Raw genomic sequence first — 12127 nt, forward strand, 5'->3', positions numbered from 1 at the left:
GGAGATTTTACAATGAACGCTTTAAGGCAAAAACTATTCTGGATCATCCCCGTACTCATCATACTTACCGGTTTTGTTTTATTATTTGTAACGAATCTGCAACGTTTTACTGCCCCGCCTGCAGAAGGATGGAGCAGAGGGCTTGAGGTAGCTAAAATGGATGGCTTTCATGATCCACAGGTTGAGGCAGACAAAAATGGAACGGACCTTTATTTTCTTCGTAATGGATCGATTCATCACGTGAGCTATGACGCTGACTTTTCAAAAAAGGGAGAAAACGTCATCCCTGTTGATCGTGAACGTGTGGATAGCTTTTATGTACATGGGGATCACGTCTATTATTTTGATGAAGGCTCGATTATAAATGGAAATACAGGTGAAGTAATAGATGAGGCAGAAATATTCCACAGAGGTGAGGATGGTGTCATTTATTACTCACAGGGACAAAATGTTTTTCAGTTCAATCTAAAGACGGAAGAGAAGAAGAAAATCTTTTCGTCATCCCATCCATTTGAAGAAATCCAGGTATCAGGGCCTTATGTTCTGGTATATACAAGTGATTTAAATAAAGGAATCTTATCTATTTTTAAGTATCAGGAGCAGGAAAAATCCTATACAGAGTTTACTCAAACTACTGTCAATGTGGGTATGAGTAACAGGATGAATGAAATCGTATTTTCTGCCGGGAAGGACAAGCTTCATCTGGCTGTCTCTGCTGAAACGCAAAGCAAGCAGAATAAAGATTTTTATTTTTTCTATAGTTCAGTGGATACAGATAAGCCTGAAATTGAATTAGTGGAACTGCAACCGAAAGATCCCGTTACTCAAACGCCCTTACAGGAAATTTCACAATTTCAACTAAGGACAGATGAGGATGGTAAGCTAGAAGTATTATTTAGAAGTGCCGGTTTTACTTTTACGGATACGAATGATGAACAGGCAATGAATGCTTATCACATGAAGTTAGGTCCGGACCAAAACCTGAAAGTTGAAAGGAGAAGCAATACTTATTCATTAACCTCTCGTCCATTTTTTATCGGGGGAGAAGCCATTGGATGGAAGGACAGAATTGATGGAAGTGAGTATCAGCTGTTGATGTCGTCAAGTCACCCTAATATGATTGAAAAAACAAACAATCGTTCACTGAATGAATACTTAATTGCCTTTGGGATTAGTATTGGTGATCTGTCAACAGCAGCTTTTATTCTTTACTTAGTTTTAATACTGATTCTAATCCCTGTTCTGTACTTTGGAGTGGCAGCTCTTTACTATCGATGGAAAGGTAATCGAGATGGCCTTGAGCGGAATCCGAAAGTTTTCTATGGAGGTATGATTGTTTATACGCTGGGAGCTCTGCTGCTCCGAAATCATTTATTCCCGGATAATGCTTATACCATGGCTCCCGGTTATATTTCCTTTCCTGGAAACGATCTGGTTTTTATCCTTGGATTTTCACTCCTTTCCTTTGTAAGTATTCTGCTTGTTAAAAGGGATTGGGGACTTATAGGGAAGTACAGCTATTTTATAGGCTTACAGTTCTTATTTTATGTACTGTTCTTAGGCCCTTATTATTTCTAAAAAAGCGGAAGCACTTATCATGTGCTTCCGCTTCTATCATTTCAGACAGACTGCTTGTCCTTTATTGTGGCTTTACTTGCTGAGAGTGGTTCCTGCTGACCTTTAATAGCCGTAGTTTTCCAATACTTCTTCAACCTTTGGTGTAAGCTGATCCCACTCTGCATCAAAGGTTTTGTTAACGGTAATAAAGTTCTTGTAGCCAAAGACGTTATCAACACCGTCAAGCGTCATTAACTCATTCAGAATTTCATATTCACTCGTTTGTCCAGGCATGACAGAGATACTGCCTTCTCCTGAAAAAATCGCTTCTTTTGCTGTAAATTTCATTGCATTTGGATTTGGAGTACTTTCTACTAATACGCCCATTTTTTTATCCCTCCCTGACTTTCTTCCTTTATATTAGCATGAAAACAAAGATAGAAAAAGATAATAAGACAAGGTTCATAAAATTTTTAAGCTAAGAATAGGGTAGACCAGAGGCATAATTTATAAACGTGATTCATATAAAAAGAAGGTTTTTTTAATAGAAATGGCGTAAATAGGGAAATGGTTCAGGTTTAAAAATATGCGTAAAGAGGAATATAAGTTTGATGGAGAAGGGGTGAAATGATGGATGCCATCCAAAGCAATATGAAAAAAATAGGGACAAGTGTTGTTGAATGGAGCAGAAACAAGCGGGTATCATTAATGAACTGGTTATCATCAGCAGAGCTGGAGGAGTTTATAAACACGTATCCCTATCGAACGTATTTCTTCCTGCTCATGACACCACTTTTTTTAGTGGTTCCGATATTTACACTTCTGGGATCATTTAGCCTGATGACAAGTTATTTTCTGGCAGGGGCGGGCTTGTTTGCCTTTTCTATTTGCTCCCTGTTTGTCTTTCTTATTTTTCCTGCCATTATTATTTATATAAAATTTAAAGAACATCATCATTGGCGCATCATTTGGACAGGCAGTGCCGTATTAACAGGGATTCTGATGATTTACTGGGGCTTCCACTACTATCAGTGGTTTCTGCCGGAATTATAAAACAGGCTGACATTATACGTCAGCCTGTCTGATCAATTCCTTAAATCCTTCCAGAATACGACTGGTGATTTCGCCAGCCTTTCCGTCCCCGATCTTTTGCTGATCAACCTCCGTTATTGGCACCACTTCTGAAGTGGTAGAAGCGAGAAATGCCTCGTCTATGCTTTCCAGATCACGAATACGCAGCTCTCTTTCTTCAAATGGTATACCAAGCTGATCGCAGACCTTTAAGATTGCTAAGCGGGTAATCCCATTTAAAATGTAGTTGTTGGCAGGGTGGGTGATGACTGTCCCATTCTTAACAGCAAAAAAGTTAGAGGAGGATCCTTCCGTAATATGGGCTTCATCACGATAGAGCAGGGCTTCAAAATGGCCATTTTCCTTCGCCTGCTGTTTAGCCATGACATTATAGAGAAGATTGAGGCTTTTAATATCACACCTGAGCCAGCGTCTATCCTCCAATAAAGTCACACTTACGCCATTTTGTTGTGCATCCACAGGGCTTGATACCGGAATTGGGTACGCATAAAGCTGTGGTGGTGTTTGTTTAGGGTATGGATGACTGCGTGGGGCAATTCCTCTCGTAATTTGAAGGTAAATGGCACCGTTTTTAATCTGGTTCTTTGATACTAATTGATTGAGAAGCGTTCCCAGGTCTTCGCTGTCAGTATCATAAGGAATAGCTGTCTCTGTTAAACTGAACTGAAGACGCTCTAAATGCTCCTTCAGCATAAAAAAAGCACCATTATATACTCGTATGACTTCATAAACCCCATCCCCGAACGTATATCCCCGGTCTTCAATATCAGTTTTTGCATTATCGCGCTGGATAAATTCCTGATTTTTTAAAACAATCATGTTAAGTCCCCTTCTTCATAGAATGTTATCCATATGATAGGTTGAATTTTCAGAAATGTAAAGAGGAAATTTTACAGATATGGATAGTCCTGGCCTGCAGCATTTCAGATTTGAGGATTCAGGGTTCCTAAAGTGTGATTTTGATACTAAAAAACAGGTATGGATTCTTTCCTGATCCATACCTGTTAAGGGATATTATACCAGACGTTTTCTTATTTTCGAGCTGATGTAGTCGATGATCATAACAACGACTATAATCGAGATGATAATAAGTCCCAGCTGCTCCCAGTCCCTGTTGGCGGCGGTTAGAACGATTAATGTACCAATACCCCCCGCACCAACGAGTCCAAGTACGGTTGAAGCCCGGATATCGACTTCGAAACGGTAGAGCGCAAAGGATAAAAATTCAGGTAAGACCTGTGGAAAAATGGCATAAAATAATATCTGAGCTTTGTTTGCCCCGTTTGCTTCCATAGCTTCCACTACGTCCATATCAATGCTCTCGATGACTTCTGCATAGAGCTTACCGAGCATACCAAAGGAGGTTAAGCCAATGGTAAGAACCCCTGCAAAAGCCCCGGGTCCTACGGAAATAACAAAGAAAATGGCCAGAATTAATTCAGGGAATGTACGGTCCAGAATTAAGAACCACTTTCCGGCTGTATTCCATATCGGTGATTTCACCATATTTTTAGCAGCCCAGAAGCCAAAAGGAACCGCCAATACGGCTGCAATTAAAGTTCCTGCATAGGCGATAAATACGGTTTCCAGAATTAATTCTGATACTTTACCTAATTCAGCCCAGTCAGGGTTTGCAAGTCGGGGAACAATTCTCGATAAATTTTCCGATAATTTATCCATAAAGGACCATTCAATGCGATTAGCAACTCCTGAAAAGGCCCAATAATAGATAACGGCCAGTATGAGAGCGATGATGAGATTGCGAACCCGTTTCTGATTGTTTTTAGGCTTGGGTGGCAGCTTGAATCCTTCTCTATCCATCATACAACTCTCCTTCTCAGCGCGTTACTAATGGTTTCAATAACAATAACAGCCACAAGTAACAGAATTAATATAGCCATGACCTTCTGATAGGCCATGAAATTCAATTGTGTATCAATAATCGAACCAATGCCTCCAGCACCTACAAAACCAAGGACCAGGGAGGCGCGTACGTTGAGTTCAAATACATATAATCCATAAGAGATAAAGTTTGGCAGAACCTGAGGAACGACACCATACCAGATCACTTGTATGATATTTCCTCCTGTTGACCTTATGGCTTCCATCTGTCTGGGATCAATCGTTTCAATCGTTTCACTTAAGAGTTTAGCCAGCAGTCCTAATGAAAAAATCGTTAGGGCTAAAATACCAGGAACAATCCCAACACCGAAAAAACTGACGAATATCGTTGCCAATAGAATATCAGGCATGGTACGTAAAATGTTCATGATGTTACGGAAGGTTTGATAAAGATACTTATTTTTCACAATGGTATTTGCTGATAATAGACTCATTGGAATACAGATAATTACAGAGAATGTTGTTGCAACTACTGCAATTTGAATGGTCTCAATGAGTGGATCAAAGGCTGCCTGAATGTAGCTCCATTCCGGTGGAAACATCCGTAAAAGCTTTTCGATTACGAGATTTAACTCTGAAAAGAATTCTAAAAAATCTGCCTCTGTTTCACGCAGGCTATAAAGATAAATCCCGAAGACAATCGCAAAAATCACGGAAATTTGCATTTTCACCTTTTTAGGATAGATGGAATAGACGTTATTCTTACTATCATTCTTTTCTGGCTTATTCTGTTGAAGCTGAGGCATCTTCTTCACTTCCTCTCAAATCTTCTTCCCTAATAGGGCGATTATAGATTTGTTCAAATGTTTTTTCCTCAACTTCACTGACTGGGCCGTCAAATACGATTTCACCATCCCGCATGCCAATAATCCGGTCTGCATATTCCATAGCCATATCGATAAAGTGCAGATTTACAATTGTCGTAATGTTATCCTCTTTATTCACTCTTCGTAAATAGGTCATAACCTGATGGGAAGTAGGCGGATCAAGACTGGCAACAGGCTCATCGGCCAGAATAATGGATGGTTCCTGAGTTAGAACCCGGGCAATACTGACTCGCTGCTGCTGACCTCCACTCAGTTCATCGGCACGGTTATAAACTTTTTCTTCCATATGAACACGTTTCAGGGTTATCGTAGGCTAACTTCTTGTCTTCTTTTGGGTAGAGGTTAAAAATACTTCTAAGCGTACCAGTATGACCCAGTCGGCCACTAATGGTATTTTTGATCACACTGGAACGATTGACCAGATTATAATTTTGAAATATCATTCCTATGCTTGTCCGTAGATTACGAAGATCTTTACCTTTCTTAGGTATAATATCCTCATTATTTACGAGTAACTCCCCGTTCGTTGGTGTTACCATCCGGTTGATGCTGCGAATAAAAGTGGACTTACCGGCTCCTGACAAACCAACAATAACAACAAATTCCCCTTCATTAATCTCAACGTTGATATTTTTTAAACCTTGTGTCCCATTGGGATAGACAAGTGAAACGTCTTTGAAAGTAATCATGCTATCTCCCTTTCTTCCTTTAAAAAATAGGGAGAAGCTGGTTTCTTCTCCCTACTTATGGAACATTTCTGTATATTGACTGATTTATCTCTTAATCCAGTCCAACGTTTCCGCCTAAGTTATTATAGGTTTCACGAACGATATCATAGTCGGAATCCTCTGCTTCAATAATGGCATCCCAGTTATAAACTTCATTCATAATTTCAATCATTTCATCATCCTCATTAAAGCTGAGGAATGCTTCTTCAATTTCCTTAGTAAGATCGTCATCTAAGGAAGCTGGAACAGTGATCGTATCATTTGGAATTTCCTCTGTAGTTCCAATTACTTTCAAGTCTTCCTTAATATTTGGATAATCTTCTTCCATCGTATCCCGAACATCATCAAAGGTTGTAGCGATATCTGCGTCACCATCTAATACGGCTACTGCACTGTTGTCATGCCCGCCTGATTGCAGTACGCCACCAAAGAACTCTTCCTGAAGTGCTGTCGTATCTTCTATATCAAACATACCCATGAGTTGTGAAGCAGGGAATAAATACCCTGATGTAGAAGAAGCGTCTCCATAAGCCCAAGTCATGTCACCTGCATGCTCTTCAAGGTCTTCCAGGCTCTCTACTGGAGAATCAGCTCGTACCAGGTACTGAGCAACGTATGTAGCACCACCATTTCGTTCAGATTTTAGTAGCACGTCAACATCATATTCATTGGATGCAAGAACATATCCAAAAGCCGGAAGAAACCCGATATGAGCTTCATCATTCCCTAAAGCCTCAACAAGGGCGCTATAGCTGGTCATAGTTGTTGCTTCTACTTCCTTATCAATAATTTCCCCTAATTTGTCTGCTAAAGGCTGTGCAGTTTCAGCAATTTCTCCCGAGTCCTGTGAAGGTACAAATCCCATCACAAGTTCGTCCGGGTTCAGAGACTCACCGTCACCATTCCCGCTGGTATCATCAGAACCCCCACATGCAGCCAGTACAAGAACCAGTGCCAAGATGAAACCAAGACCTAAAATTTTCTTCATCCTAATTGCTCCCCCTTTGTAGTATTTCGAAATTTTCAACTTCAAAGATAATTATATAGAATGATTCGTAAGGAAACAACAAAATTTACGATTTTTTTACACAATTTTTTATAAAAAATGGATGAGAAACGATCTTACAGAATTAAAATCCAAACATTTATAGGTTTTAAACACAAAAATGTCCGGCATAGGGGACTATGCCGGACTTACAGCATTCACTTATTTTAAGTGCTGATCAATTTGCTGCTCCAATTGCTGCAACTGTTGTTTTTCTTGAGGGTCAGACTCGTTATAAGCAGATTGAATGACGTTACGGGCAACCTGTGCTTCTTTTTGTTTCTGCTGTTGGTTCATTTGTCCATTGGTTAAGCGATTAACGGCATTTCTGGCTTGTTCCATTAACCGGTTTGCCATCGTTAAACTCCCCCCAACGTATGGTTATCAGCTTCATCACGTTTTCTTTCGGCCTCGGTAAATCGTTCCCGATAAGGAAAACGTTCATCGTGCTTCTCAACTGCCTTAACACCCTGTGAAACAAAACGTTTGGATTTGCTTCGTTTACTCAAGGCATGATCCCCCTCAGATAGCACTAAAAAAGCCTGAACACCTTAAGAAGTGTTCAAGCTTAGTTTGTGAGTTTCTCCCCTTGATATGAGAGTATATTAATGGAAATAAGAAAAGCGTAGGCGACTGTTCAGGTCTGGGAGCTGCAGCTTAATTTACAGTCCTTAAAAACTCATCAAGAAACTGGGCGATACCTTCTTCTTCATTGGTTTTTACGGTGTAATTGGCAATGGATTTCAATTCTTCAATGCCATTGCCCATCGCAACGCCAATCCCCGCATAATCAATCATTTCCAAGTCATTGTCTTCATCACCAAATGCAATAATTCGTTCTTTCGGTATATTATAATAATGAGCAATCTTTTTTAAACCAACAGCTTTACTTAACCCTGAGCGGACAATTTCAATAATATGCCATGGAGCTCCCCATTTCCGGTGGTCAATCACGGAAGCATGTTTCTCATCCAGATGACTACGCAACTCGGAAATATGATCCTCCCTTGGAGAAATTAAAATGGATGTAGGATCCTCTTCCAATGTATTTTTCAGACTGCCGACAGTAACAGGGTATTCTTTAAAGTCTGCATGGAAAATTTCCATAATTTCTTCATCATGTTTGTCTAAATATACATGGTCACGTATTTCAGCCATAACGTTTGGTACATTAAAATCATAAGATGTCTGGACAATGGACTGAGCTGTACGAATGGACATTGGAGAATGAACCACATCCCAGTTTCGATCTTTTGGATGGTGAACAAGTGCACCGTTCATATTTACCATAGGGGTATTAAGTCCAAGCTCGTTATAATATTGTATACTTGCACGCTGAGGTCGTCCTGTTGCAATCACTACAATGTGACCTTTCTCGATTGCCTGGCGCAGGGTATTTTTTGTTTTGCTGCGAATCACCTTATCATCGGAAAGTAAGGTGCCGTCAAGATCTAAAGCGATTAAATGTTTACTCATAAGTTCTCACCTCGATGATACTTAGTTTATATGGATTGTTCAGTTGTGTAAAGGATATTTTAAGCGTTTTTTCATCCTTTATTAAATATTCTGATTTCGGAACTGAAAAAGGCTATTTATATGTCAATCACCCTTTTGTTTTCGTAAAATAGAGGTTGATGTTCCAATTCCCTTAGCTTTTCTTCAGTCATCGTTTCTGTTACATTAATGATATTGAGACATAGAAAGAGGGGATCGATTTGATCAAAATTAAGGATGAGATGATACAGGATATACCCGTTTTGCAGGTAGTGGATGACGCAGATCAGCATTCCCCTTTACCAGTCGTTACATATATTCACGGTTTTACAAGTGCTAAGGAGAATAATCTGCCCTTTGCCTACTTATTGGCAAAAAAAGGATATCGGGTTTTATTGCCTGATTGTCTTGAACATGGAGAGCGCACTTTAGGAAAAACAGCCTTTGAAATGGAGCTGGAATTCTGGAAGATTGTAAAACAAAATCTTAAAGAACTGACCATTTTAAAGAACGATATGGAAGAGCGGGGCCTGATAAAGGATCAGAGGTTTGGTCTGGCTGGAACCAGTATGGGCGGAATTACAACGAGTTCAGCGTTAACGCAGTTCCCGTGGATCAAAGCAGCAGCTGTCCTTATGGGGTCACCAAAAACCATGGAAATGGCGCAATATACTATCAATCAAGTGGAAAAAAGCGGGACAAAGCTGCCTTTTAGTGAAGAGGAATTACAGAAGCAAATTCAATCATTAGAACCGATTGATTTATCTCAGCATATGGATAAACTGAACAATCGGCCTTTACTTTTCTGGCATGGGGATCAGGACCCTACCGTTCCATTTAAGCATTCGGAAAGCTTTTATCATCAGGCTCTTGAACAATATCAGGATAAAGAAAGGCTGCATTTTATTCCGGAAAAGAACCGAGGACATAAAGTCAGCAGAGCTGCCATTCTTGCTGCTGTAGATTGGTTTGAAAAATATTTATAATATGTGATAAATATCATTTTGTCTTTACTGTTATTTGTTTTATACTATGAGTAACAACCTTTTCATTTAAATAAAAAAGGGGGGACTTTACAGATGGAAAAAGAATTGGAAGAAAATTTAATGGGAGCCCTTGAGAACGTCATTGACCCGGAACTGGGAATTGACATTGTAAATTTAGGACTGGTTTATGGTGTTGATTTGGATGAAGAGGGAATCTGCACAGTTACAATGACATTAACAGCAATGGGATGTCCACTTGCCGGTCATATTGAACAGGACGTAAAACGGGTTCTTTCAGATATTCCTGAAGTAAAGGATTCGGTGGTCAACATTGTTTGGAATCCACCATGGTCCAAGGATTACATGTCCCGCTATGCGAAAATTGCATTAGGAATTCCAGATTAAAAAATGGCTGTTTCCGATGAGGGAACAGCCATTTTTGTATAGTCAAGGCTTATATCCGCCTTGACCTAGAAGCCGTAGCTGGACAAACGGGCGCTTCCGCCTTTGATCAGATTAGGCAATATGGGAATCAGGCTTAAATCAGTTCGTTCTCTAAACCTTCTACATCAAGGGCCATGTAGTGGTCGTTCATGTTAAGGATGTATTTCTTTTTCAATTTCGCAATAATCCGATTGACCGTCTTCCTGCTTGAACCTATCGTGTTTGCAAGCTTACGATTGGTGAATACCGTATTTAGTTGTACCCATCCGTCTTGATCTTCCTGTCCTCCATGTAATTTTGCCAGTCGAACCAGAAGCAATACAACCTGCCCATGAGTGTTATGAAGTAATTTTTCCTCAAGGCGATTTTGTAGGCTGCGACTAAAAGAGGTCTTATGTTAAGACAAAGAAAATGATGAGCGCAACGGCAAAACAATACCAGGCAAAATATTTCAGATTTCCACTTTTCATGATATTCATAAACCAGATTAAGGCAAAATAAGAAGCAATTAAGGCCCCAATCAGCGCAATCAGGGAAGGAATCCATAATACATTCCCAGGTTTATCCATCATATCTGAGACGGAAAAAATCATTGTGCCTAAACTGACAGGTATATAAAGTAAAAACGAAAAACGCAGGGCTGTGTCCTGTTTTAAGCCTAAGAGCATAGCACCGACAATGGTTGCTCCCGAACGGCTAATACCAGGCATAAGTGAAACAGCCTGAGCCAGTCCAATAATAATCGCATCCTTTACCGTGATATCAGCCTCTCCTTTATGTCCGCGCAAATTTCGGATTATCCAGAGAGCGACACCTGTTATAAACAGGGTAACACCAACCATACGAATTTTATCGCTAAAAGTAGTACTAATCCATTCTTCCAAAAGGACACCTAAAATCCCGGCTGGAATGGTTGCAATGATTAAAAATAAGACAAAGCGGAAGTCGCTGGCCTTTTCTTTATCACGATTGATGACATAGTTGACACTATTTATGGTCAGTCTTACAATATCCTTCCGGTAAATCAGTAAAACGGCCAGCAGGGAACCAAAGTTTAAAAAGCCTTCAAAGGTAATATTTAAGTTGTCAAGTCCCATTAGGTGGCGCAAAAGTACCAAATGTCCACTTGAGGATACGGGTATGGGCTCTGTAAATCCCTGAAAAATTCCTAAAAACAGATATTCCAAAAGGATGAGTAAATCATTCATGTATGTACCTCCTACTGTTTACGTTTCTTATATATAAGATTAACGGATGACAGGCACGAATCCCTCTATGATTCATAAAAAAGTCCCTATTTTTTGTCAATAGCTATGGAACGTGACAAATATTGAACGAATAGACTATTGATGTATAGAAGGAGGGAATATAAGTGCACAAAACTCAACCACATCATCAGGATTTCTATTCGTTATGCAAGTCGCATATGAATAAGTATGTACTGGCGGAAACATCTGATGGGCGTCAATTTGATGGAATCATCGTTGACGTGGATGCAGAAAATGTTATTCTGGCAGTTCCAATGGCCTCAAATGATATGTCTGTTTATCAGGATTCCCAAATGGCTAATCAGAGACAATGGGGCTGGTATGGATTCTACCCGCCTTATGGTTATTATGGATACGGATTTCGTCCACGCTTCAGCAGACTGGTATTGCCTCTGGCTGCACTAACAGCCCTCAGTGTATTGCCGTGGTTTTAATGTAAGGCAACTGTGATTCAAGAAAAAACAAAGAAGAAGGGTCAGATCAGCAAGAAGGAAAGAGAAATCGTCTGCTCCATAAATGATTTCTCCTGAATCACATACTTGCCTTAATCTGACCCTCACTTTACCATATGGTATAACGGATTGAATCATTCCATTAGTTGGTATCTTCCGTTAAAATACCATCTCCTAAAACCGAAACAACGATTGTGAACACAACGGCTAAAACGAGAGCTGCATTGAGATTAAAATTGACTGCAGCCATGTTTGAGATTACATAAACAACGGTTGAGCTTAATAGTATACTCCAGATAAATGTCCAAATGATTCGCATGGTTTCACCTCGT

16 protein-coding genes and 1 pseudogene are annotated in these 12127 nt (G+C 39.9%); 5 read left to right on the forward strand and 12 right to left on the reverse strand.

Features of this window, described 5'->3' with window-relative positions; all coding sequences use genetic code 11:
- The first annotated feature begins 12 nt into the window (after nt 1–12).
- Nucleotides 13–1578: a hypothetical protein gene (locus tag ACZ5OK_RS04965; protein ID WP_343839803.1), complete on the forward strand. Its 1566-nt coding sequence runs from the start codon at nt 13–15 to the stop codon at nt 1576–1578.
- 102 nt (nt 1579–1680) lie between these two features.
- On the opposite strand, the gene ACZ5OK_RS04970 is transcribed toward ACZ5OK_RS04965, so the two are convergent.
- Nucleotides 1681–1944: a NifU N-terminal domain-containing protein gene (locus ACZ5OK_RS04970; RefSeq protein ID WP_343839805.1), complete on the reverse strand. Its 264-nt coding sequence runs from the start codon at nt 1942–1944 to the stop codon at nt 1681–1683.
- 264 nt (nt 1945–2208) lie between these two features.
- Between ACZ5OK_RS04970 and ACZ5OK_RS04975 the strand changes: the two genes are divergently transcribed.
- Nucleotides 2209–2610, forward strand: a complete 402-nt coding sequence (locus tag ACZ5OK_RS04975; protein WP_343839806.1) for a hypothetical protein — start codon at nt 2209–2211, stop codon at nt 2608–2610.
- A 12-nt stretch (nt 2611–2622) separates the two neighbouring features.
- On the opposite strand, the gene dat is transcribed toward ACZ5OK_RS04975, so the two are convergent.
- The 8 genes and pseudogenes from dat to ACZ5OK_RS05015 all read right to left on the reverse strand — a co-directional run bounded on the left by dat (nt 2623) and on the right by ACZ5OK_RS05015 (nt 8627).
- Nucleotides 2623–3468 carry a D-amino-acid transaminase gene (dat, locus tag ACZ5OK_RS04980; RefSeq protein WP_343839809.1) on the reverse strand — a complete coding sequence of 282 codons (846 nt, stop codon included), beginning with the start codon at nt 3466–3468 and terminating at the stop codon, nt 2623–2625.
- A 195-nt stretch (nt 3469–3663) separates the two neighbouring features.
- Nucleotides 3664–4473 (reverse strand): phosphonate ABC transporter, permease protein PhnE, encoded by an 810-nt coding sequence (gene phnE / locus ACZ5OK_RS04985; protein WP_464758533.1) that lies wholly within the window; start codon nt 4471–4473, stop codon nt 3664–3666.
- Complete coding sequence (gene phnE, locus ACZ5OK_RS04990; RefSeq protein ID WP_343839813.1) at nt 4470–5297, reverse strand: phosphonate ABC transporter, permease protein PhnE; 828 nt, start codon at nt 5295–5297, stop codon at nt 4470–4472. Before phnE (ACZ5OK_RS04990) ends, phnE (ACZ5OK_RS04985) begins: the two co-directional genes overlap by 4 nt.
- Nucleotides 5275–6067 (reverse strand): annotated as a pseudogene (gene phnC / locus ACZ5OK_RS04995) (phosphonate ABC transporter ATP-binding protein). The gene phnE (ACZ5OK_RS04990) and the pseudogene phnC overlap by 23 nt, the downstream one beginning before the upstream one ends.
- Nucleotides 6068–6158: 91 nt before the next feature.
- Nucleotides 6159–7094 carry a phosphate/phosphite/phosphonate ABC transporter substrate-binding protein gene (locus tag ACZ5OK_RS05000; RefSeq protein WP_343839815.1) on the reverse strand — a complete coding sequence of 312 codons (936 nt, stop codon included), beginning with the start codon at nt 7092–7094 and terminating at the stop codon, nt 6159–6161.
- Nucleotides 7095–7313: 219 nt separating this feature from the next.
- On the reverse strand, nt 7314–7508 hold the full coding sequence (locus ACZ5OK_RS05005) for a DUF3813 family protein (RefSeq protein WP_044160892.1): 195 nt from the start codon (nt 7506–7508) through the stop codon (nt 7314–7316).
- 2 nt (nt 7509–7510) lie between these two features.
- Nucleotides 7511–7660 (reverse strand): hypothetical protein, encoded by a 150-nt coding sequence (locus ACZ5OK_RS05010; protein WP_343839820.1) that lies wholly within the window; start codon nt 7658–7660, stop codon nt 7511–7513.
- 148 nt (nt 7661–7808) lie between these two features.
- Nucleotides 7809–8627, reverse strand: coding sequence for a Cof-type HAD-IIB family hydrolase (locus ACZ5OK_RS05015; RefSeq protein WP_343839822.1), 819 nt, complete (start codon nt 8625–8627; stop codon nt 7809–7811).
- A 239-nt stretch (nt 8628–8866) separates the two neighbouring features.
- Between ACZ5OK_RS05015 and yjfP the strand changes: the two genes are divergently transcribed.
- The gene (gene yjfP, locus ACZ5OK_RS05020; RefSeq protein WP_343839824.1) at nt 8867–9631 is read left to right on the forward strand and encodes an esterase; all 765 of its coding nucleotides are present in this window, start codon (nt 8867–8869) and stop codon (nt 9629–9631) included.
- Nucleotides 9632–9724: 93 nt separating this feature from the next.
- Nucleotides 9725–10036, forward strand: a complete 312-nt coding sequence (locus ACZ5OK_RS05025; RefSeq protein ID WP_343839826.1) for a metal-sulfur cluster assembly factor — start codon at nt 9725–9727, stop codon at nt 10034–10036.
- Between the two features lie 133 nt (nt 10037–10169).
- On the opposite strand, the gene ACZ5OK_RS05030 is transcribed toward ACZ5OK_RS05025, so the two are convergent.
- Both ACZ5OK_RS05030 and ACZ5OK_RS05035 read right to left on the reverse strand, forming a co-directional pair.
- On the reverse strand, nt 10170–10394 hold the full coding sequence (locus ACZ5OK_RS05030) for a helix-turn-helix domain-containing protein (RefSeq protein WP_343839828.1): 225 nt from the start codon (nt 10392–10394) through the stop codon (nt 10170–10172).
- A 73-nt stretch (nt 10395–10467) separates the two neighbouring features.
- On the reverse strand, nt 10468–11283 hold the full coding sequence (locus tag ACZ5OK_RS05035) for an undecaprenyl-diphosphate phosphatase (protein WP_343839830.1): 816 nt from the start codon (nt 11281–11283) through the stop codon (nt 10468–10470).
- A 218-nt stretch (nt 11284–11501) separates the two neighbouring features.
- Here ACZ5OK_RS05035 and ACZ5OK_RS05040 point away from each other — a divergent pair, with 218 nt between their 5' ends.
- Nucleotides 11502–11777, forward strand: a complete 276-nt coding sequence (locus ACZ5OK_RS05040) for a hypothetical protein (protein ID WP_464758537.1) — start codon at nt 11502–11504, stop codon at nt 11775–11777.
- A 160-nt stretch (nt 11778–11937) separates the two neighbouring features.
- Here the strand turns inward: ACZ5OK_RS05040 and ACZ5OK_RS05045 are convergent, their stop codons facing one another.
- Nucleotides 11938–12114, reverse strand: a complete 177-nt coding sequence (locus tag ACZ5OK_RS05045; protein WP_343839832.1) for a DUF2929 family protein — start codon at nt 12112–12114, stop codon at nt 11938–11940.
- Between the last annotated feature and the right edge of the window lie 13 nt (nt 12115–12127).

Source organism: Salinibacillus aidingensis (assembly GCF_055393355.1).